General features: G+C 74.8%; 25 protein-coding genes. 24 read left to right on the top strand and 1 reads right to left on the bottom strand.

Features of this window, described 5'->3' with window-relative positions; translation table 11 throughout:
* The first annotated feature begins 15 nt into the window (after positions 1-15).
* The 16 genes from murC to AMK25_RS25885 all read left to right on the top strand — a co-directional run bounded on the left by murC (position 16) and on the right by AMK25_RS25885 (position 14,842).
* A complete protein-coding gene (gene murC, locus AMK25_RS25960) occupies positions 16-1,497 on the top strand; it encodes a UDP-N-acetylmuramate--L-alanine ligase (RefSeq protein WP_073831043.1) in 1,482 nt (493 codons plus the stop codon).
* Positions 1,494-2,312: a cell division protein FtsQ/DivIB gene (locus AMK25_RS25955; protein ID WP_073831005.1), complete on the top strand. Its 819-nt coding sequence runs from the start codon at positions 1,494-1,496 to the stop codon at positions 2,310-2,312. The genes murC and AMK25_RS25955 overlap by 4 nt, the downstream gene beginning before the upstream one ends.
* 249 nt (positions 2,313-2,561) lie before the next feature.
* Positions 2,562-3,677, top strand: a complete 1,116-nt coding sequence (gene ftsZ / locus AMK25_RS25950) for a cell division protein FtsZ (RefSeq protein ID WP_073831004.1) — start codon at positions 2,562-2,564, stop codon at positions 3,675-3,677.
* A gap of 9 nt (positions 3,678-3,686) precedes the next feature.
* On the top strand, positions 3,687-4,433 hold the full coding sequence (locus AMK25_RS25945; protein ID WP_073831003.1) for a YggS family pyridoxal phosphate-dependent enzyme: 747 nt from the start codon (positions 3,687-3,689) through the stop codon (positions 4,431-4,433).
* Positions 4,434-4,626: 193 nt separating this feature from the next.
* Positions 4,627-5,325, top strand: a complete 699-nt coding sequence (locus AMK25_RS25940; protein ID WP_073831002.1) for a cell division protein SepF — start codon at positions 4,627-4,629, stop codon at positions 5,323-5,325.
* A 28-nt stretch (positions 5,326-5,353) separates the two neighbouring features.
* Positions 5,354-5,659: a YggT family protein gene (locus AMK25_RS25935; RefSeq protein ID WP_030500249.1), complete on the top strand. Its 306-nt coding sequence runs from the start codon at positions 5,354-5,356 to the stop codon at positions 5,657-5,659.
* A gap of 41 nt (positions 5,660-5,700) precedes the next feature.
* Positions 5,701-6,501, top strand: a complete 801-nt coding sequence (locus AMK25_RS25930) for a DivIVA domain-containing protein (RefSeq protein ID WP_073831001.1) — start codon at positions 5,701-5,703, stop codon at positions 6,499-6,501.
* Positions 6,502-6,573: 72 nt separating this feature from the next.
* Positions 6,574-7,332, top strand: coding sequence for a hypothetical protein (locus tag AMK25_RS25925; RefSeq protein WP_073831000.1), 759 nt, complete (start codon positions 6,574-6,576; stop codon positions 7,330-7,332).
* Between the two features lie 2 nt (positions 7,333-7,334).
* On the top strand, positions 7,335-7,643 hold the full coding sequence (locus AMK25_RS25920) for a DUF167 domain-containing protein (RefSeq protein ID WP_073830999.1): 309 nt from the start codon (positions 7,335-7,337) through the stop codon (positions 7,641-7,643).
* 22 nt (positions 7,644-7,665) lie between these two features.
* Positions 7,666-9,171, top strand: a complete 1,506-nt coding sequence (locus AMK25_RS25915; protein WP_073830998.1) for a potassium/proton antiporter — start codon at positions 7,666-7,668, stop codon at positions 9,169-9,171.
* Between the two features lie 224 nt (positions 9,172-9,395).
* Positions 9,396-9,815, top strand: coding sequence for a TraR/DksA family transcriptional regulator (locus tag AMK25_RS25910; protein ID WP_073830997.1), 420 nt, complete (start codon positions 9,396-9,398; stop codon positions 9,813-9,815).
* A gap of 66 nt (positions 9,816-9,881) precedes the next feature.
* Positions 9,882-10,481: a signal peptidase II gene (lspA, locus tag AMK25_RS25905; protein WP_073830996.1), complete on the top strand. Its 600-nt coding sequence runs from the start codon at positions 9,882-9,884 to the stop codon at positions 10,479-10,481.
* A complete protein-coding gene (locus AMK25_RS25900) occupies positions 10,478-11,422 on the top strand; it encodes an RluA family pseudouridine synthase (protein WP_073830995.1) in 945 nt (314 codons plus the stop codon). The genes lspA and AMK25_RS25900 overlap by 4 nt, the downstream gene beginning before the upstream one ends.
* Before the next feature lie 2 nt (positions 11,423-11,424).
* Complete coding sequence (locus AMK25_RS25895) at positions 11,425-12,279, top strand: hypothetical protein (protein WP_073830994.1); 855 nt, start codon at positions 11,425-11,427, stop codon at positions 12,277-12,279.
* A 141-nt stretch (positions 12,280-12,420) separates the two neighbouring features.
* Positions 12,421-13,959 carry an ATPase gene (locus tag AMK25_RS25890; RefSeq protein WP_073830993.1) on the top strand — a complete coding sequence of 513 codons (1,539 nt, stop codon included), beginning with the start codon at positions 12,421-12,423 and terminating at the stop codon, positions 13,957-13,959.
* A 49-nt stretch (positions 13,960-14,008) separates the two neighbouring features.
* A complete protein-coding gene (locus tag AMK25_RS25885; RefSeq protein WP_073830992.1) occupies positions 14,009-14,842 on the top strand; it encodes a DUF2567 domain-containing protein in 834 nt (277 codons plus the stop codon).
* Here AMK25_RS25885 and AMK25_RS25880 read toward each other — a convergent pair.
* Complete coding sequence (locus AMK25_RS25880; protein ID WP_073830991.1) at positions 14,808-15,512, bottom strand: LON peptidase substrate-binding domain-containing protein; 705 nt, start codon at positions 15,510-15,512, stop codon at positions 14,808-14,810. The genes AMK25_RS25885 and AMK25_RS25880 overlap by 35 nt on opposite strands.
* Before the next feature lie 108 nt (positions 15,513-15,620).
* Between AMK25_RS25880 and hisD the strand changes: the two genes are divergently transcribed.
* Genes hisD through AMK25_RS25845 form a run of 8 tightly spaced genes read left to right on the top strand, consistent with a single transcriptional unit; the run spans position 15,621 to position 20,924 of the window.
* Positions 15,621-16,946, top strand: coding sequence for a histidinol dehydrogenase (gene hisD, locus AMK25_RS25875; RefSeq protein ID WP_073830990.1), 1,326 nt, complete (start codon positions 15,621-15,623; stop codon positions 16,944-16,946).
* A complete protein-coding gene (locus AMK25_RS25870; protein ID WP_073830989.1) occupies positions 16,943-18,016 on the top strand; it encodes a histidinol-phosphate transaminase in 1,074 nt (357 codons plus the stop codon). The genes hisD and AMK25_RS25870 overlap by 4 nt, the downstream gene beginning before the upstream one ends.
* Positions 18,013-18,624, top strand: a complete 612-nt coding sequence (gene hisB / locus AMK25_RS25865; protein ID WP_030500263.1) for an imidazoleglycerol-phosphate dehydratase HisB — start codon at positions 18,013-18,015, stop codon at positions 18,622-18,624. The genes AMK25_RS25870 and hisB overlap by 4 nt, the downstream gene beginning before the upstream one ends.
* Entirely contained in the window at positions 18,624-18,791 is a 168-nt protein-coding gene (locus tag AMK25_RS32495) for a hypothetical protein (RefSeq protein ID WP_198937681.1), read from the top strand. Before hisB ends, AMK25_RS32495 begins: the two co-directional genes overlap by 1 nt.
* Entirely contained in the window at positions 18,791-19,414 is a 624-nt protein-coding gene (gene hisH, locus AMK25_RS25860) for an imidazole glycerol phosphate synthase subunit HisH (RefSeq protein ID WP_073830988.1), read from the top strand. Before AMK25_RS32495 ends, hisH begins: the two co-directional genes overlap by 1 nt.
* Positions 19,415-19,433: 19 nt before the next feature.
* Positions 19,434-19,754, top strand: a complete 321-nt coding sequence (locus AMK25_RS25855) for a hypothetical protein (RefSeq protein ID WP_073830987.1) — start codon at positions 19,434-19,436, stop codon at positions 19,752-19,754.
* Between the two features lie 19 nt (positions 19,755-19,773).
* A complete protein-coding gene (gene priA, locus AMK25_RS25850; protein ID WP_073830986.1) occupies positions 19,774-20,502 on the top strand; it encodes a bifunctional 1-(5-phosphoribosyl)-5-((5-phosphoribosylamino)methylideneamino)imidazole-4-carboxamide isomerase/phosphoribosylanthranilate isomerase PriA in 729 nt (242 codons plus the stop codon).
* Positions 20,499-20,924, top strand: a complete 426-nt coding sequence (locus AMK25_RS25845) for a RidA family protein (RefSeq protein WP_073830985.1) — start codon at positions 20,499-20,501, stop codon at positions 20,922-20,924. The genes priA and AMK25_RS25845 overlap by 4 nt, the downstream gene beginning before the upstream one ends.
* Positions 20,925-20,948 lie beyond the last annotated feature (24 nt).

Below are 20,948 nucleotides of genomic sequence, written 5' to 3'. Positions count from 1 at the left end.
GGGAAGGTACGTCTGATGAACACCGCGCAGTTCACGCCCGCCGGCACCATGACGGCGGAGGACCTGGGCCGGATCCACCTGATCGGCGTGGGCGGGGTCGGGATGGCCGGGCTGGCCCGGCTGTTCCTCACCCGTGGCCTGCCGGTCTCCGGCAGCGAGCTGCGGGAGTGGCCGTCGCTGGCCGGCCTGCGGGCGCTCGGCGGCACCATCCACTCCGCCCACGAGGCGTCCAACCTCGACGGGGTGGACACTGTCGTCTACTCCTCGGCGATCCCGCAGGACCACCTGGAGATGGTGGAGGCGCGCCGGCGGGGCCTGCGGGTGCTGCACCGGTCCGAGGCGCTCGCCGCGGCGATGACCGGCCGTCGCACGGTGGCGGTGGCGGGCACCCACGGCAAGACCTCCACCACCTCGATGGTCACCATGGTGCTCCAGCAGGCCGGCACCGATCCGTCCTTCGTGATCGGCGGTGAGATCTCCGAGGTCGGCTCCGGCGCGCACCACGGCACCGGCGAGCACTTCGTGGTCGAGGCGGACGAGAGCGACCGCTCCTTCCTCATCTACCGCCCCTTCGTGTCGATCATCACGAACATCGAGGCGGACCACCTCAACACCTACGGTGACCTGGCCACGCTGGAGGCGGCCTTCGCCGAGTTCGCCCGGCTCACCGACCCGGCCGGCTTCGTGGTCACCTGCGCCGACGACCCGGGCGGGCGGCGGCTGGCCGAGACGCTGCGCGCCGAGGGCCGCCGGGTCTGGACGTACGGCGAGTCCGCCGACGCGGATCTGCGGATGAGCGAGGTGGTCTCGTCCGCGCACGGCGTGCGCTACCAGGCCGAGATCGAGGGCCGGGCGTTCGGCGAGTTCCGGCTGCCCGTACCGGGGCGGCACATGGCGCTCAACAGCGCCGCCGCGGTGCTCGCCGCGTACCTGCTGGAGCTGCCGGTCTCGGCGGCGGAGGCCGCGCTCGGCGCGTTCCCCGGCGTGCGGCGGCGCTTCGAGCGCAAGGGCGTGGCCGACGGCGTGCTGGTCTACGACGAGTACGCCTACCATCCGACCTCGATGACGCTGGCGCTGCAGACGCTGCGTGAGGTGGCCGGCGACGGCCGGCTGATCGTGGTGTTCCAGCCGTACCGGCTCTACCGCACCCGCGACAACCATGCGGAGATCGCAGCCGCGCTCGGCATCGCCGACGAGGTGGTGCTGCTGGAGGTGTTCGGCCCCGGCGAGGCGCGCCGCCCCGGTGAGGGCTCGGCCGCGCTGATCCAGGACGTGCCGCTGCCGGCCGAGCGCAAGGTGTTCGTCGAGGCGTGGGACGACGTGCCGGCCGAGGTGGCCCGCCGGGCCCTGGCCGGCGACGTGGTGGTGACCATGGGCGCGCCGCCGATCTCGCTGATGGGGGACCAGTTGCTCGACGCCCTGCTGGCCCGCTCCGGCGGCGGCACGGAGCTCGGCGCCGGCGTCGGCCCGGACGGCGCGGCGGCCACCGCCGGATGAGTCCCGGCCCGGCCCGCGGCCGTACCCCCGGCCCGGACGGCGGGGCGGGCCGGCGCAGCCCGGCGCGGCGCTGGCAGCTCGTGCGGGCCAACTCGGACGCGGTGCCGCCGTCCGCCCGCCGGTTCATGGCCCGGGCCCGGCAGCGGCGGATGCGCGCCGCGCTGCCCTGGGCGGTGGCGGCCGCGGTGCTGACCGTCGCGGGTCTGGTGGCGTGGACGGTGCTGGGCACCGGCCTGTTCGGCGTGCGCGAGGTACGGGTGGTCGGCGCGCGGCTGGTCACCCCGGTGCAGATCCGCGACGCGGCGGCGGTACGGGACAACGAGCCGCTGGCCCGGGTGGACCTGGCCGCTACCGCGCGCCGGGTCGGCACGCTGCCGCCGGTGGCCCGCGCCACGGTGGAGCGGGAGTGGCCGGGCACGCTGGTGATCCGGGTGCAGGAGCGCACGCCGGTGGCGGCGGTGCCGCAGGGTGATGGCTTCGTGGTGGTCGACGGCTCGGGTGTGGTCTTCCAGCGCCTGGACCGGGCGCCGGAGCGGTTGCCGCTGGTCAACGTGGCCCGGCCGGGTCCCGACGACCCGGGTACGCGGGCCGGCCTGGCGGTGCTCGCCGCGCTGGGCGAGAAGCTGCGCGCGGAGCTGGTCGCGGTGGACGTGGCCGGGCTGGCCCGGATCACGCTGCTGCTGCGCGGTGAGCGTCAGGTCTTCTGGGGCGACGCCTCCCGGGGCGCGGACAAGTCCACCGTGGCCACCGCGTTGCTGAGCCGCAAGGCGGACCGGATCGACGTCAGCGCGCCGGACGTGGTCACGTTCGAGTGACCCGCGGCTCAGCGATCGGGCGCTGTGTCCCCGATCGCTCGGTCGGCGACACGCCGGAACAGGTCCTTGGCTCCTGGCGCGGCGGCGCATACGTTGCCCCGAAGAGATCAGTGGTTGACATAACCTTAAGCCTCTAGTAGAGGGTGAGGGTTCAGCCCTGTCGGAGGCCGCGAGGGACGTGTTCGACCGCTGATCCGGCCAAGCCGTGTGGGGTCGGCCCATGCCAATCTCGAAGGGAAAGGACCGGAGATGACACCTCCGCACAACTACCTGGCGGTCATCAAGGTCGTCGGCATCGGGGGCGGCGGCGTCAACGCCGTCAACCGGATGATCGAGGTTGGGCTCAAGGGCGTCGAGTTCATCGCGATCAACACCGACGCGCAGGCGTTGCTGATGAGCGACGCCGACGTCAAGCTCGACGTGGGCCGGGAGCTGACCCGGGGACTGGGCGCGGGCGCCAACCCGGACGTCGGCAAGAACGCCGCCGAGGACCACCGCGACGAGATCGAGGAGGTCCTCAAGGGCGCCGACATGGTGTTCGTGACCTGCGGCGAGGGCGGCGGCACCGGCACCGGCGGCGCCCCGGTCGTGGCGAACATCGCCCGTAAGCTCGGCGCGCTCACCATCGGCGTGGTCACCCGGCCGTTCTCGTTCGAGGGCAAGCGCCGGCAGGTCCAGGCCGAGGCGGGCATCGAGGAGCTGCGCAACCAGTGCGACACGCTCATCGTGATCCCGAACGACCGGCTGCTCGCGCTCGGTGACCGCAACATCTCCATGATGGACGCGTTCCGCACCGCGGACCAGGTGCTCCTCTCCGGTGTCCAGGGCATCACCGACCTGATCACCACGCCGGGTCTGATCAACCTGGACTTCGCCGACGTGAAGAGCGTGATGAGCGGCGCCGGCAGCGCGCTCATGGGCATCGGCAGCGCCCGGGGCGAGAACCGCGCCGTCGAGGCGGCCGAGGCGGCCATCTCCAGCCCGCTGCTGGAGCAGAGCATGGACGGCGCGCGCGGCGTGCTGCTGTCCATCGCCGGCGGGTCGGACCTCGGCCTGTTCGAGATCAACGACGCGGCTCAGCTGGTCACCGACGCGGCCCACCCGGACGCGAACATCATCTTCGGCGCGGTCATCGACGACGCGCTCGGCGACGAGGTGCGGGTCACCGTGATCGCGGCGGGCTTCGACGGCGGTACGCCCGCGTACAAGGCGGTCGAGCCGCCGCGGAAGAGCAACCAGAACCCGCCGGCGCAGCAGAACGCGCCGGTGAGCCCGCCGGCCACCATGCCGGCCCCGCAGCAGCCGTCACGGCGGGTGCTCTTCGACGACGTCGACGTGCCCGACTTCCTCAAGAACGGCTCCTGAGCCGCGCCGATGACGGAGTCAGCAACGACGGTGCGGCCCGAGCGCCGCGCCGAAATCGCGGCCGGGCTGGCCCGGGTCCGGGCCCGCATCGACGACGCGTGCGCGGCGGCAGGGCGGCAGCGGGACGAGGTCACCCTGGTCGCGGTGACCAAGACGTACCCGGCGTCCGACGTGGTCGCGCTGGCCGGGCTGGGCGTGACCGACGTGGGGGAGAACCGGGACCAGGAGGCGGCCGGCAAGGCGGCGGCGGTGGCCGAGTCCGGGGAGGCGCCGCGCTGGCACTTCATCGGCCAGTTGCAGCGCAACAAGGCCCGGTCGGTGGTCCGGTACGCCGACGTGGTCCAGTCGGTGGACAGCGTGCGGCTGGCCGCCGCGCTGGACGCCGCCGCGGGCGCGGTCCGGGACCGGCCGCTGGACGTGCTGGTGCAGGTGAGCATCGACGGCGATCCGGCCCGGGGCGGGGCGCTGCCGGGCGATGCCGATCCGCAGCGGGGGCTCGACCCGGTGGCCGCCGCGGTGGCCGGCGCGGACGCGCTGCGGCTGGCCGGCCTGATGGCGGTGGCGCCGCTGGGCTGGGAGCCGGACCGGGCGTTCGCCCGGCTGGCCGAGGTGGCGGCGCGTCTGCGGGCCGACCATCCGGGCGCCACGGTGCTGTCGGCGGGGATGAGCGGAGACCTGGAAAGCGCGATCGGGCACGGCGCGACACATGTCCGTGTCGGCAGCGCGTTGCTCGGAATGCGCCCTGCGCTGCGGTAGCCTCAGCACGACGGAAGCAAATTACATCAGTGTTGTTCAGGACGGCGTTCCCGTAGCCGGGGGCCGTGACGGGCGGACCGCGAACCGCACGTCAGGGGATTGCCGATCCGGTCCGGTGGGCATGATCGTCCACTCGTGATCAAGCGACACGGCACGGGGGCGCGTGCCGCACGGCGGACGGAAGGGCGCGGGGATGGGTGCACTGCGCAAGGCGGGGGTCTGGCTCGGTCTGGTCGAGGAGGACGACGAGCGGGCGTACGAGGACGGTGGCTACGACAAGGGTGGCTACCGGGACTCGTCGCGCTACCGGTCGAGCCGGTACGCCGAGGAGTTCGCCGACGAGGACGACGACGAGGCCGAGGAGCCGCCGGCGACGCGGTCCCGCCTCGGTGACCGGGGCCGGCTGAGCGAGCGCGCCTCCAGCCGGGCGGTCGACACCGACCGGGCCGAGGTCGAGCGCCCGGAGCGGGGCGAGCGCTCCAGCGTCCGGTCGATCACCCGGTCCTCCGGCGGCGACACGTCGGGCGCCCTGACCTACCACACGCGGGACAATCTCGCGCTCGCGCCGCAGGCCCAGCCGCGCGAGCGGGTGGTGGCGCCGGAGGACGAGCAGCGCTACCAGATCACGACGCTGCACCCGACCACCTACCGCGAGGCGCGGACCATCGGCGAGCACTTCCGCGACGGCGTACCGGTGATCATCAATCTCACCGAGATGGACGAGGCGGACGCCCGTCGCCTTGTCGACTTCGCCGCCGGGCTCGCGTTCGGCCTGCGCGGTACGATCGAGCGCGTGACCAACCGGGTGTTCCTGCTCTCACCGGCCAACGTCCAGGTCACCGCTGAGGACAAGGCCAAGATCGCTGAGGGCGGCTTCTTCAGCCTGAGCTGACCCACATGACCGAGGGACGTCGCCTGCCGTGTTGTCGATCCTGTTCCAGGTGCTCTACCTGCTGCTGTACATCTTCCTAATTGTCCTTTTGGCGCGATTTGTTATGGGGGCGGTACTGGCCTATGGTCGCCGCTGGCAACCGGGCCGGGGAGCGTCGGCGGGACTGGAAGTCGTGTGGAGCGTCACTGATCCGCCCCTGCGAGCGTTGAGGCGTGTGATCCCGCCACTGCGAATTGGTACCGTGAGCATCGACCTGGCCTCCCTTGTGCTCCTGGTTATCCTGTTCGTGCTGATGGAGTTCGTGTTTAGGCGCCTGATCTTCGCGTTTGCCTGACCAGAGCGCTTTCGCGGCCGCAACTGACCCGAGGAGTTTCGATGCCGCTGACCCCGGCCGACGTTCACAACGTCGCCTTCAAAAAGCCGCCGATCGGCAAGCGGGGGTATGACGAGGAGGAGGTCGACGCCTTCCTGGACGAGGTCGAGCGCGAGCTGGCCCGTCTGATCGAGGAGAACAACGAGCTGCGCGCCCAGGTGGAGCGCGGCGGTCGGGGTGGCGCTCCCGCCGGCCCCGGCGGTGACGCCCGCCTCGCGGCGGAGCTCAACGACGTCAAGGCCCAGCTCGACCGGGTGCAGCGCGACAAGGCGGCCGCCGAGCAGGCGGCCCGCGCGATGCAGGCCGAGCTGGAGCAGGTACGCGCGCAGGGTGGCCCGGCCGGGGTGACCGGGGACGGCGAGCAGCAGGCGCTGCGGGTGCTCATGATGGCCCAGCGCACCGCCGACGACCACGTCTCCGACGCCCGTCGCGAGGCCGACCAGCTGCTCTCCGAGGCCCGTTCCAAGGCCGAGGAGGTCACCCGGGAGGCGCGCGCCAAGGCCGACGCCCTGGAGCGGGACGCCCGCCAGCGGCACCAGGAGGCCATGGGCGGCCTGGACGCCAAGCGCACCGCTCTGCAGAAGCACATCGAGGAGCTCAAGCAGTTCGAGCGCGAGTACCGCACCCGGCTCAAGGCGTACCTGGAGAGCCAGCTGCGTGACCTCGACGGTCGCGGCCAGGGCCTCGAGGTCGAGATGAACCGCGAGGGCACCCGTGCCGCAGGCAGCAACGGTCTCGCCGCGGCCGGCCTCGCCGGCTCCTACGGCGGTGGCCGCGCGGGCTCGCTCGAGTCCGGCCGCTGATCCCGCGTCGGTGGCCGTCCCCGTGACGGCCACCGACGGCCCAGACCGACACGACGCGGCCGGGGGTGAGCCGTGGTAGCCGCCAGCATCCTGCTCATCCTCGTCGCGGTCGTGCTGCTGGTCGCCGGGCTCGCCGGCGGATCCAGCCTCCTGCTCATCGTCTCGATCGCGGCCAGCGTCCTGTCCGCCGTCGTCTTCGTCGCGTTCGCCCGCCAGGCGGCAGCGACTCGGGCCACGGCGGGCAGGGCGACCGGGCCGCGTACCCGGACCGCGCACACCGTCCCGTCCCCGGACGACCCGGTGAGCCCGGTCCCGCACCACACGTCCACGGTCAGCGCCGGTGGATCCGGGTGGCGGCAACCGCCCGGGTCGCCGGTGACCGAGCCGGACGCCCCGCCGCCAGCCGCGTACTCACCACCGGCCGATCCGTTCGACGCCGATCCGTACACCGCGCCCTACGAACCGGCCGCCGAGTCGTACGAGCGCGCCGTCGCCGAGCCGGTGGCCGACGCGGAACCGACGCCCTACTCGCCGCCCGGCCGGCGCGCCACGGAGACCACGCGGCCCACCTCGCCCGCGCCGGGCGAGCCGTTCGACGGCGACCCGCCGGCCGAGTTCCTCTCCCCCGGGCAGGTGGCCCGGCTGGTGCGGCTGCCCGGCGAGGTCCTGGTGGTCGACGGCCACCCCCGCTTCCACCTGCCCGACTGCCCGCATCTGGTGGGCCGGGATGACGAGCCGATTCCGGTCGCCGAGGCGGTCGGGCTGGGCTTCACCCCGTGCGCGCAGTGCGCCGCCGCCACCACCCTGCTGGCCGAGGCCCGGCCCCGCTGACCATGACGATCGCGGACGACACGCTCACCGTCGCGGTGCGGGTGAAGCCCGGCGCGGCCCGGGCCCGGGTCGGCGGCCGGTACGACGGGCCGTACGGTCCGGCGCTCGTCGTCGCGGTGCACGCGCCGGCGGTGGACGGCCGCGCGACCGAGGCGGCCCGGCGGGCGCTCGCCGACGCGCTCGGCGTCCGGCCGGCGACCGTGTCGCTGCGCTCCGGCGCGGCCAGCCGGGACAAGCTCTTCCAGGTGGAACGCCCGCACGACGGGCTGCCCGGGGTGCTGCTGCGACTGCGCGACGGCAGCACGCCGTGAGATCCGCCCGGGCCGGTCGGCGATGACCCCCGGGCTGGACGTCGCGTTGCTGGTGGGCGCCGCCGTGCTGCTGGTCGCGGTGGGCGCGGTGCGGTTCTCCACCCGGCTCGGCGTGCCGAGCCTGCTGGTCTACCTGGCGCTCGGGGTGCTGCTCGGCGAGGCCGGGCTGGGCATCCGCTTCGACGACGTCGAGCTGACCCGGGTGCTCGGCTTCTGCGCGCTCATCGTGATCATCGCGGAGGGCGGCCTGACCGCCCGGTGGAGCACGCTGCGGCCGGTGCTCGGGCTGGCGGCCACGCTGTCCACTGTCGGCGTGGTGGTCAGCATCGTGGTCGTCGGCGTGGTGGTGCACCTGCTGCTCGACCTGGACTGGCGGCTGGCGCTGCTCTACGGCGCGGTGCTCTCCTCGACCGACGCCGCTGCTGTGTTCGCCACGCTGCGCCGGTTGCGCCTGCCGCCCCGGCTGGTGGCCGCGCTGGAGGCCGAGTCCGGGGTGAACGACGCGCCCGTCGTGCTCGTGGTGCTGCTGCTCTCCCGCGCCGGAGCCCAGGTGGCTCACCCGTGGTGGTACGAGGGGCTGCTGCTCGGCTACGAGCTGGGCGTCGGCGCGGCGGTGGGGGTCGGCGCCGGGCTGACCGGGCGGTACGCGCTGCGCCGGGCCGCGCTCCCGTCGGCCGGCCTGTACCCGATCGCGGTGGTCGGCTTCACCGTGCTGGCGTACGCGGCCGGCTCGGTGCTGCACGCCTCCGGCTTCCTCGCCGTGTACGTGGCCGGCGTGCTGCTCGGCAACTCCCGCCTGCCGCACCGGCAGGCCATCCTCGGCTTCGCAGACGGACTGGCCTGGCTGGCCCAGATCGGCCTGTTCGTGCTGCTCGGCCTGCTGGTCTCGCCGAGCCGGCTGGACGCCGCGGTGCTGCCCGCCGTGATCACCGGCCTGGCCCTGCTGCTGCTCGCCCGGCCGTTGTCGGTGGCGGTCTCCGCGCTGGCGTTCCGGGTCAATCTGCGCGAGCAGCTCTTCCTGTCCTGGGCGGGGCTGCGCGGCGCGGTGCCGGTGGTGCTGGCCACCATCCCGCTGTCGTTGCACGTGCCGGGGGCGGACCGGCTCTTCGACGCGGTCTTCGTGCTGGTGGTGATCTTCACGTTGCTCCAGGCCGGCACGCTGGCGTCGGCGGCCCGCCGGCTGGGCGTGATCGCCCCGGCCGAGCCGAACGAGATCATGCTGGAGACCGCCCCGCTGGAGCGGATGCGCGCGGACCTGCTCCAGCTGGAGGTGCCCGAGGGGTCCCGGCTGGCCGGGGTGCACGTGGACGAGCTGCGGCTGCCGGTGGGCGCCGCGGTCACGCTGGTGCTGCGCGACGGCGTCGGTTTCGTGCCCGGCCCGGACACCCGGCTCAAGGTCGGGGACAGCCTGCTCATCGTCGCCACCGCTGGCGCACGGGACGAGACCGAGCGGCGGCTGCGGGCGGTGAGCCGCCGGGGTCGGCTGGCGCGGTGGTTCGGGGAGTACGGCGAGGAGACGGCCCGCTGATCTGCTACGGTTCCTTTTGCCCCGATTGATGGCAGTCCGGGGCGGATACGTGGGACGACGGTGCGGCACGTTGTCGGACGCCTGTACGTTCCGTATTCTTGCCAACCTCCGGAGTGCACGGCGGGCCCGCTCGCCGTGCACCCTTCCGTACGCGGACGACGCCGACGAAGGCGTCCCCGCTCACGTACCACTGACCGCCGCGCCACGCGGCTGAGGGAGCTGACATGGCGAAGCCAGCCGACACCAGGACCGCCGGCCGCAAGCCCGCGCCGAAGGCCACCCGCAGCGCCGCGGAGACCGAGAAGATCCGGGCCGCCCTGGCGGCGCGGCGGGACGAGCTGAACGCCGAGTACGATCAGACGCTGAGCGAGATCACCGAGCTGCAGCGCGAGCGGCTGACCGACTCGGCAGGGGACGACCAGGCCGACACCGGCACCAAGACGTTCGAGCGGGAGCAGGAGATCTCTCTCGCCAACAGCATCAAGGAGCGGATCACGCAGGTCGAGCGCGCGCTGGAGCGCCTCGACGAGGGCGGCTACGGCTGGTGCGAGCGGTGCGGCAACCCGATCCCGGTGGAGCGGCTCGCCGCGTTCCCGTCGGCCACCCTCTGCGTGACCTGCAAGCAGCTGGCGGAGCGGCGCTGATCACCGCTCCCCGGCGGCCGTACGGCAGACGGTGACCACGCCGTCGCAAGCGTCGATGGGGAGCAGATGACCGCAGCACCGCCCGCCGGATCCGGCACCACCGAGTCGGGTGCCGGCGCGCCCCGCCGCAGGGCCGTCGGCCTGCTGCTCGGCGTGTCCCTGTTCTCGCTGCTGGCGGATCTGGGCACCAAACAGCTCGCGCTGGCCGAGCTGACCGGCCGGGAGCCGGTGTCGGTGCTGGGCGGCGCGGTCTACTTCAGCCTGACCCGCAACAGCGGCGCCGCCTGGAGCATCGGTTCCGACCACACCTGGGTCTTCCCGATCATCACGTTCGTGGTGATCGGGTGGATCGCCTGGATGGCGCTGCGGCTGCGCTCGCTGCCGTGGGCGGTGTCGCTCGGCCTGGTGCTGGGCGGCGCGCTGGGCAACCTGATCGACCGGATCTTCCGCGCGCCCGGGCACTTCGTCGGCCACGTGGTCGACATGATCAGCCTCTTCGACCCGTACGGCCAGGTCTGGCCGGTGTTCAACCTGGCCGACAGCTCGCTGGTCTGCGGCGTGGTGCTGGCGGTCTTCCTGGAGCTGACCGGCCGGCAGCGCGACGGCTCCCGGCTGCGCGACGAGAAGCGCGACGCCGCCCCGGCCGAGCAGCGGGAGACGGCGTGACCTCCGCATTCGCCGCCGGCGGCGACACCCGCTCCCTGCCCGTCCCGGACGGGCTCGACGGCATGCGCCTGGACCAGGCCGTGTCCCGGCTGTTCGGGCTCTCCCGGACCGCCGCCGCCGGCCTGATCGACGGCGGGGACGCGCTCGTCGACGGCGTGGCCCGGCCCAACTCGCACAAGGTCAAGGCGGGCTCGTGGCTGGAGGTCACGCTGCCCGCGCCGCCCGCCCCGCCGACTGTGGTGCCGCAGGCGGTGCCCGGCCTGACAGTGGTGTACGCCGACGACGACATCGTGGTGGTCGACAAGCCGGTCGGGGTGGCCGCGCACCCGAGCCCCGGCTGGACCGGCCCGACCGTCATCGGCGGGCTGGCCGGCATCGGCCACCGCATCTCCACCAGCGGCGCGGCCGAGCGGCAGGGCGTGGTGCACCGGCTCGACGTGGGCACCACCGGCATCATGGTGGTGGCCAAGAGCGAGCGCGCGTACACCGCGCTGAAGCGGGCGTTCAAGGAGCGCGAGGTGGAGAAGCGCTACCACGCCGTGGTGCAGGGCCACCCGGACCCGCTGCGCGGCACCATCGACGCGCCGATCGACAGGCACCCGCACCACGACTACCGCTGGGCCGTGGTCTCCGGCGGCAAGCCGAGCATCACCCACTACGACACGCTGGAGGCGTTCCCCTCCGCCAGCCTGCTCGACGTACGGCTGGAGACCGGGCGTACGCACCAGATCCGGGTGCACTTCTCCAGCATGCGGCACCCCTGCGTGGGCGACCTGACCTACGGCGCGGACCCGACGCTGTCGGCCCGGCTCGGGCTGGCCCGGCAGTGGCTGCACGCCCGTTCGCTGAGCTTCGCGCACCCGGGCACCGGCGACGAGGTGACGTTCGTCAGCGACTACCCGGAGGATCTGGCCCGGGCGCTGGAGATCCTGCGCGACTGACCATGAGCGACGACGCCGTGCCGCCGCGCCGGTCCCGCTTCGCCGCGCTGACCTGGCTCGCGCTGGTCTGCGCGCTGGTGGTGCTGGTGGTCGCGGTGGCGCAGCGGCGGGACCGTCCGGTGAGCGACCGCACGGTCGGCGAGGTGACCCGGGTCGGGGTGGCCGGCGGCGCGAGCATCCCGGCGTACCTGCGCGCCGCCGGGGAGGAGCTGGCCCGGCTCGACGCGCCCGACGCCTACGCGCTCGTCTCGTTCGCCGACTACCTCACCCCGGCGCGGGTGGCCGCCGCGCTGGACGGCGCGCCGGTCTCGGCGGTGGTGGCGCGGGTGCCGCTGCCCGGCCGGCAGACCGAGATCGTCCGGATCGCGGCGCTGCGGCTGCCGGGCGACGTGGTCGCCGGGATGGCCGACGTCGCCGGGCGCAAGGACCGGGAGGCCGCCGACTACCGGGCGCGCGCGGGCGCCCCGGCGGCCACCGCCGATCCGGAGCTGCGCCGGGTGTACGAGAGCGGGGCCGTGGTCGCGGCCCGGGAGGCGGCCGCCTACCGGTCCGGATGCGCCTGTGTGTACGCCGCGGTGGTCCGTGCCGCGCCGGACGCGCTGCGGGCGCTCGCCGGGCGTCCCGGTGTGCGGGTGGTGGACCCGGCGCCGGAGGTCGCCCGGCTGGACCGGACGGTGTTCACCCCGCCGCTGCCCGAGCAGCGTGACGTGGCCCGGCCGCCGGTGGACACCGGAGCGGACCTGGGTGGCGGAATGGGCGATTCGTCGGAAGCTGCACGGACGGTGAGCGGACCTTCACCGACCGCCCCCGCGCCGGTCCCCGGATCCGGGTCACCCAATCCCGCTCCCACCTCCTGAGACATCGGCCGGGCCCGGCTGCCCGGTCGATCCCACGGTGCGGCGGGACACCGGGCGATGTGCGGCGCGGGGAGTGGTCCGAATAGGGTTTCGTTCGTAGCCTGTCAGGCGGAGATCGATGGGCTGGGGGAGGGCGAATCCTTGGACGGCAGCGAGACCGGCTGGGGTCGGCAGGGCGAGCCGGCACCGCGGTGGCGGGCGCTGCTCGACCGGGCCCGGCTCAGCGGTCGCGGCGCGGAGCACGCCGACGCCGACCGGCACGGCGAGGAGCACCACGCTCCGCCGCCCGACCCGCTGCCGCGCCGCGGCACCGGCACCGGATGGACCGGGCGCGCCGCGGCCGTCGGCCGCGCCCCCGACGGGTCGTACGGCGCCGAGCCCGGCTACCGGGCCGAGGCCACGTTCCGGGTCGACCCCGCCTTCCGCGCCGACCCGCGCCACGAGGGCGAACCGGCCTACCGGGCCGAGCCGGCGTACCGCACCGACCCGGAGCCGTCCTGGCGCACCGGGCAGCCCTACCCGGCCGAGCCGTCCTGGCGCGCCGAGCCGTCGATCGCGCCGGACCCGTCCTTCGCCGCCGAGCCCCGGCCGGAGCCGTCCTGGCGCGCCGAACCGGCACGGCCGGAGCCGCACGGCCGGGCCGAGGCGCCGGCCGAGTCCCGGTACTCCCTCCTCGACGGTGGCTACCGGCCCGCGCCGCCGCCGGCCGAGTCCCGGTACGCCCTGCTCGACCGGGGCCGATACCGGCCGGACGTCCCGCCCGCACCGGAACCGGTGGTGCCCGCGCCGCGCAGCCCGCTGGAGGGCCGCTCCGGCCGGGCGGGCCGGGCCGCGCCGGCCCAGGCGAAGTGGCGTGCCCCCGAGCCGGACGCCGAGCTGGAACGCGCCACCAGTGTGCTGCGCCGCGAGCTGGGCACGCCCCGGGTGCTCGCGTTCGCCAACCCCAAGGGCGGGGTGCACAAGACCACCGCCACCGTGCTCGCCGCGGCCACCGTCGGCAGCGTCCGCGGGCGGGGCGTGCTCGCCTGGGACGACAACGAGCTGCGCGGCACGCTCGGCCTGCGGGCCGGCAGCGCCCGGCACGCCCGCACCATCCGGCACCTGATCCACGACCTGGCGCAGATCGAGATCCTCGAGGGCAACACGTTGCTGTCCCACCTCGACGACTACCTGCGGCACGCCTCCGACGGCTCGTACGACGTGCTGGCCGGCGAGGAGAGCCCGCGCTTCGCCCAGCGGCTCGACCAGTTCACCGTCAAGCGGGTGCTGGAGCTGTTGCGCCGCACCCACGAGGTGGTCTGCGTGGACACCGGCAACAACGTGGAGAGCCCGAACTGGCGCACCGTGATGCAGGCCGCCGACCAGCTCGTGGTGACCACCGTGCCGCGCGAGGACGCGGCGTTCAGCGCGGACTGGATGCTCGACCTGCTGCACGAGGAGGGCATGGGCGAGCTGGCCGACAACGCGGTCACGCTGATCTCCTGCCCGACGCCGGGCCGCACCTCTCTGCAGGACGACCTGGAACGGCACTTCGCCACCCGGACCCGGGCGGTCGCGGTGGTGCCCTACGACCCGGCGCTGGAGACCGGCTCCTCGATCGAGTACCACCAGCTCCAGGCCGAGACCCGCAACGCCTGGCTCAAAGCCGCCGCGGTGATGGTGGAACCGTTCGCGCGCTGAGGCGGCGACCACCGCCCCGCGCCGTGCCCCGGCCTGAGAGGATCAACGGGTGACTCCGGACACCCCTGATCCCGAGCGGACGCGCGAGCGTACCGACGGCGGCGAGGCGCGGCCCGAGGGCGAGCAGCCGCCCGGCTGGCCCGGCGGACCGCCCGGCTGGCCCGGTGGACTGCCGGTGCCGGCCGGCACCCCCGTCACCGCGCCCGGCGCCGACCCGCTGGCCGGGCATCCGGGCGTCGTGGCGCAGCTGCCCGGGGCGTCGCCCGCGGCCCGGCGATCCGCCGGCCGGGCCGTGACGACCACCCTCGGCGTGGCCGCGCTGCTCACCGCGCTCGGCGCGCCGCTCGGGCTGCTCTGGGCGTGGGCGGCGCCCGCCACTCCGGTACGGCAGACGCCGGCCGGCGCGGTCTACGCGACCACGCAGCCGGAGCAGCCGATCGCCGCGGACGGCTGGTTCAGCCTCCTGACGCTCGGCTTCGGCGTGCTCGCCGCGATCACCCTGTGGGTGGTGCTACGCCGCCGGCGCGGCCCGGCGGGCCTGCTCGCGGTCACCCTCGGCGGTCTCGGCGCGGCGGTGGTGGCCTGGCAGGTCGGCCGCCGGATCGGCCTGTCCACGTTCCAGCGGCTGGTGGAGACCGCCCCGCCGGGCACCGCCTTCACCAAACCCGTCGACCTGCGCGCCGGCGGCGTCGACTGGTTCGGCCCGCTCCCGCTGCCGCACGGCAACCTGCTGCTCGCCGCGTTCGGCGCGGCTGTGACGTACACGCTGCTTGCGGGCTGGTCGCGGTGGCCGTCGCTGCGGCCGGAGCCGGAGTTCGACGGCGGGTGGCCGCCGCCCCCGCCGGGGTTCAGTTCGGCGCCGGGAGACCAGCCAGCTCGCTGAGCGGCACCGGCACCGCCCGGACCTGCCGCAGCAACGCCGTCTCCCGGTTGAGCAGGCGCAGCTCGGCCCGCAGGCGGGCGGCCGTGTCGTCGATCGCGAGCAGCCGCTGCCGGTCGTCCACGGTCAGCGCGGCGGTCGCGGCGACCAGGTGCGACAGCACCGTCGGGTCCTCCGGCAACTGCTCGGAGATCTCCTGCTGGTCCGGCCGGATCAGGCCGAGATACTGCCGGAACACCGAGATCACCCGGGCCGCCAGCAGGTCGGCGACCTCGTCCGGACCGCCCGGCTCGGGCAGCCACCGCACCTCCGCGGTGAGGTAGGGCTCGGCGGCGTGGTCGACCTCGGCCAGGCGGAACCGGCGCCGGCCCACGGTGACGATGTCGAACCCGCCGTCGGCCAGCTCGGTGACCTGCCGCAGCTCGGCGGTGCAGCCCACCTCGTGCAGCGTGACCTCGCCGGCGGTCAGCCCGAAGCGCCCCGGCGGCCCGGCCGGCGCGACCTCCCAGCCGGCCCGGATCGCCACCACGCCGAACTCGCGCGGCGCGCCCTCGGGCAGCGCCACCAGGTGGCGCACCAGCGCCCGGTAGCGCTCCTCGAAGATGTGCAGCGGAAGGACCAGCCCCGGGAAGAGGACGGTCCCGAGCGGGAACACCGGCAGCCGTGCGCTCACGCGATCGAGCGTATCCCCAACGTGCCCGCCCGCGCGTGTCCCGGCTCACCGTCCCGGCGTGCGGGCGGCCCGGGCCGGTCGCCGGGGCGGCGGCCTAGACTCGCAGGCGTGCTGAATCGGATCGACCTGCGCGGCGGGGCACGTGACCCGCGCCGCCTGCTGCCCCGTGCCCAGCTCGACGTCTCCGTGGCGGTCGAGCGGATCCGCCCCCTGGTCGAGGCGGTCCGGGAGCATGGGTACCCGGCGATCCGGGAGGCCAGCGAACGGTTCGACGGCGTCTCCCCGGAGCGGCTGCGGGTGCCGGTCGAGACGATCCGCGCCGCCGAGGGCGAGCTGGACCCGCAGGTCCGCGCCGCGCTGCTGGAGTCGATCAACCGGGCCCGCAAAGTCCACGACGACCAGCGCCGCACCGACCACACGACGACTGTGGTGCCCGGCGGCACGGTGACCGAGCGGTGGGTGCCGGTCGACCGGGTCGGTCTCTACGTCCCCGGCGGCCTGGCCATGTACCCGTCGACGGTGGTGATGAACGTCGTGCCGGCCCAGGCGGCCGGGGTGCGCTCGCTGGTGGTGGTGAGCCCGCCGCAGAAGGACAACGACGGCCTGCCCGACCGGCGGGTCCTCGCCGCCTGCGCGCTGCTCGGCGTGGACGAGGTGTACGCCGTCGGCGGCGCCCAGGCGGTCGCCATGCTCGCGTATGGCGCGGGCGTCGACCCGGCCGGGGACGAGCGCTGCGAGCCGGTCGACATGATCACCGGCCCGGGCAACATCTGGGTCACCGCCGCGAAGCGGCTGCTGCGCGGCGTGGTCGGCATCGACGCCGAGGCCGGCCCGACCGAGATCGCGATCCTGGCCGACGACACCGCCGACCCGGCGCACGTCGCCGCCGACCTGATCAGCCAGGCCGAGCACGACCCCCTCGCGGCCAGCGTGCTGGTCACCCCGTCCACGGCGCTCGCCGACGCGGTCGACGCCGAGCTGGCCCGGCAGGCGCCCGCGGCCAAGCACGCCGAGCGGATCGGCACCGCGCTGCGCGGCGAGCAGAGCGGCGTGGTCCTGGTCGACGACCTGGAGGCGGGGCTGCGGGTGGTCGACGCGTACGCGGCCGAGCACCTGGAGATCCAGACCGAGAACGCCCGCGAGTGGGCGCTGCGGGTCCGCAACGCCGGGGCGGTGTTCGTGGGCGCCTGGTCGCCGGTGTCGCTCGGCGACTACTGCGCGGGCTCCAACCACGTGCTGCCCACCGGCGGCTGCGCCCGGCACTCCTCCGGGCTGTCCGTGCAGTCGTTCCTGCGCGGCGTCCACCTGATCGAGTACACGCAGGACGCGCTGCGCGACGTGGCCCCGCACGTGGTCACGCTGGCGACGGTGGAGGACCTGCCGGCGCACGGCCAGGCGGTCAGCGTCCGGTTCCCCGACGGCGGCGCGTCGTGACCACGCTCGACGACCTGCCGATCCGCGACGACCTGCGCGGACGCACGCCGTACGGCGCGCCGCAGCTCGACGTGCCGGTGCGGCTGAACACCAACGAGAACTCCTATCCGGTGCCCGAGCCGGTGGTCGAGGCGATCGGCAAGGCGGTCGCCGCCGAGCTGCGCGACCTCAACCGCTATCCGGACCGGGACGCGGTGGCGCTGCGCGCCGACCTGGCCGCCTACCTGGGGCACGGGCTCACCGCCGACCACGTGTGGGCCGCGAACGGCTCCAACGAGATCCAGCAGCAGCTGCTGCAGGCGTTCGGCGGTCCCGGGCGCACCGCGCTCGGCTTCACCCCGGCGTACTCGATGCACCCGCTGCTGGCGCTCGGCACCGGCACCCGGTGGGTGCCCGCCCGGCGCGGCGAGGACTTCGGGCTCACCGCCGACGAGGCGGTGGCCCAGGTCCGGGAGCACCGGCCGGACGTGGTGTTCCTCTGCTCGCCGAACAACCCGACCGGCACCGCGCTCGACCCGGCGGTGGTCGCCGCCGTGCTGGACGAGGCGCCCGGCATGGTGATCGTGGACGAGGCGTACGCCGAGTTCGCCCGGCCCGGCACGGTGAGCGCGCTGGCAGTGCTGCCCGGCCACCCGCGGCTGGTGGTGACCCGCACCATGAGCAAGGCGTTCGGCTTCGCCGGTGGCCGGCTCGGCTATCTGGCCGCCGACCCGGCGGTGGTGGACGCGGTGCAGCTGGTCCGGCTGCCGTACCACCTGTCCGCGCTCACCCAGGCCGCCGCCCGCGCGGCGCTGGCGCACCGGGATGCCCTGCTCGGCACCGTGGCCGCGATCATGCGGCAGCGCGACCGGATCGTCGCCGAGCTGCGCGCCCGGGGCCACCGGGTGGCCGACAGCGACGCCAACTTCGTGCTGTTCGCCGTCGACGGGGACCAGGCGGTGGCCTGGCGTACCCTGCTCGATGCCGGCGTGCTGGTGCGTGACGTCGGCCTGCCCGGCTGGCTGCGCGTCACCGCCGGCACCCCGACCGAGACCGACGCCTTCCTCACCGCGATGGAGAACGTTTCATGAGCCGGATCGCCCGGATCGAGCGGGTCACAAACGAGACCAAGGTGCTCGTCGAGATCGACCTCGACGGCACCGGCAAGGCCGATATCGAGACCGGCGTCGGCTTCTACGACCACATGCTCAACCAGATCGCCCGGCACGGCGGCTTCGACCTGACCGTGCACACCGTCGGCGACCTGGAGATCGACGCGCACCACACGATGGAGGACACCGCGCTCGCGCTGGGCGCCGCGTTCGACCGGGCGCTGGGCGACAAGGCCGGCATCCGGCGGTACGGCTCGGCCACCGTCCCGATGGACGAGGTGCTGGTCCGGGCCGCCGTCGACCTGTCCGGCCGCCCGTACGTGGTGCACGACGAGCCGGCGCTGGCCCCGTACATCGGGCCGGTCTACCCGACGAGCATGACCCGGCACATCTGGGAGTCGTTCGGCCAGTCGGCCCGGATCACGCTGCACGTGGACGTGCTGCGCGCGGCCCGTCCCGGCGGCCACCCGGACGCGCACCACGTGGTCGAGGCGCAGTTCAAGGCCGTCTCCCGCGCGCTGCGCGAGGCCACCGCGCTGGACCCGCGTAACGCGGGCGTGGTGCCGTCCACGAAGGGCGCGCTCTGATGAAGGTGCTGCCCACTCTGGTGTTGATCCTGGCCGGGCTGCTGGTCGGCGGGACGTGGTCGCTGATCAAGCAGGGCGCGCCGCGCGCCGCTGTGGTGGTCACCGGCCTGCTGGCCGTGCTGGCCACCGTCGCCGGGCTGCTCTGGCTGCTGCCGGGGGAGAGCTGATGGCGCGGCGGGTGGTGGTGCTCGACTACGGCTCGGGCAACCTGCGCTCGGCCGAGCGCGCGGTGGCGCGGGCCGGCGCCGAGGTGACAGTCACCGACGACCTGGCCGCCGCCGCGTCGGCTGACGGCCTGGTGGTGCCGGGCGTCGGCGCGTTCGCCGCCTGCATGGCCGGGATCGAGGCGCTGGGCGCCGGGCCGGTCATCGCCGAGCGGGTCGCCGCCGGGCGGCCGGTGCTGGGCATCTGCGTCGGCATGCAGATCCTCTTCGGGCACGGCGAGGAGCACGGCGTGGTCACCAAGGGGCTGGGGTTGCTGCCCGGCGGGGTGAGCCGGCTGCCCGCGCGGCGGCTGCCGCACATGGGCTGGAACACCGTGCGTCCGCCGGCCGGCTCGACGCTGTTCGCCGGCCTGCCGGCCGACACCCGGTTCTACTTCGTGCACTCCTACGGGGTGACCGAGCCGGCGGCGCTGGCCGAGGCGGGCGCCACGGTGACCACCGCGCACCACGGCACGGACTTCGTGGCGGCGGTGGAGCGGGGCGCGCTGTCGGCCGCGCAGTTCCACCCGGAGAAGTCGGCCGACGCCGGGGCCGCGCTGCTGCGCAACTGGCTCGGCACGCTGTGACCGGCCCGCGGGCGTCCGCGTGAGCAAGGAGCGGGCCCGCCGCCGGGCGGAGCGCGAGGCCGAGCAGGAGCGGGAGCGCGCCGTCCGGGCCCGCCGGGTGGCCCGCCGGGAGCGGCGGCACTCTCTGGTACGCCGGCTGACGCCGTCGCTGCGGCGCGGGCGTACCGGGCGGCTGCGCCGGCACACCCGGCGCGAGCGGGCGACGATCCTGGTGCTCACGGCGGTGGCGGTGGTCGCGATCTGGAGCCTGGTGGACGACCTGGCGCTGCGGCTGGTGCTGGTCGCGTTGTTGTTGCTGGTCCTGCCCGCGGTCGTGGTGATCGCGCTGGACCGTCGTTGAGGACCCGAGGAGAGAAGCGTTGAGCCTCACCCTGTTGCCCGCCGTGGACGTCGCCGACGGCCAGGCCGTCCGGCTCGTGCAGGGCGCCGCCGGTAGCGAGACCACCTACGGCGACCCGCTGGACGCGGCGCTGGCCTGGCAGTCCGACGGCGCGGAGTGGATCCACCTGGTGGATCTGGACGCCGCGTTCGGGCGGGGCTCCAACGCCGCGCTGCTGGCCGAGGTGGTCGGCAAGCTGGACGTGCAGGTGGAGCTGTCCGGCGGTATCCGGGACGACGAGTCGCTGCGGGCGGCGCTGGCCACCGGGGCGGCCCGGGTCAACATCGGCACCGCCGCGCTGGAGGACCCGCAGTGGTGCGACCGGATCTGCGGCGAGTACGGCGACCGGGTGGCGATCGGGCTGGATGTGCGCGGCCGTACCCTGTCGGCGCGCGGCTGGACCCGCGACGGCGGTGACCTCTACGAGGTGCTGGCCCGGCTCGACGCGGCTGGCGCGGCGCGGTACGTGGTCACCGACATCACCAAGGACGGCACCATGCGCGGGCCGAACCTGGATCTGCTGCGCGAGGTGTGCGGGCGCACCGACGCCCCGGTGATCGCCTCCGGCGGCGTGTCCACGCTCGACGACCTGCGGGCGCTGGCCGCGCTGGAGCCGGTGGGCGTGGAGGGCGTGATCGCCGGGAAGGCGCTCTACGCGGGCGCGTTCACCGTCGCCGAGGCGCTGGCCACGTTGCGGGCCGGCGCGTGACCGCCGGGCCGGCGGAGTCCTCGGCGGACGCCGGGGTGGTGACCCGGCTCGGATCGGGCGGCCCGTGGGAGGCGCTGTACGGCTACTCCCGGGTGGTCCGGGCCGGTTCGCTGGCGATCACCGCCGGCTGCACCTCCACAGTCGACGGCCGGGTGGCGCACGCGGGCGACGCGGCGGCGCAGACCGCGCAGGCGATCCGGATCGGCCTGGACGCGCTGGCCGAGGTCGGCGCCGGGCCGGGCGACGTGGTGCGGACGCGGATGTACGTGACCGACCGGATCTACGCCGACGAGGTGGGCCGGGCGCACAACGCGGTGTTCGGTCCGGTGCGCCCGGTGGCGACGATGGTGGTGGTGGCCGCGCTGATCGACCCGGACATGCTGGTCGAGGTCGAGTTGGAGGCGTACCTCCCCGTCGGCTGACGGCGCCGGGGCGCGTCGCCCGCC

Origin of the sequence: Micromonospora sp. TSRI0369 (assembly GCF_001905625.1) — a bacterium.
Classification (GTDB): Bacteria; Actinomycetota; Actinomycetes; order Mycobacteriales; family Micromonosporaceae; genus Micromonospora; species Micromonospora echinospora_A.
This window is presented reverse-complemented; position numbering and strand designations above follow the sequence as displayed.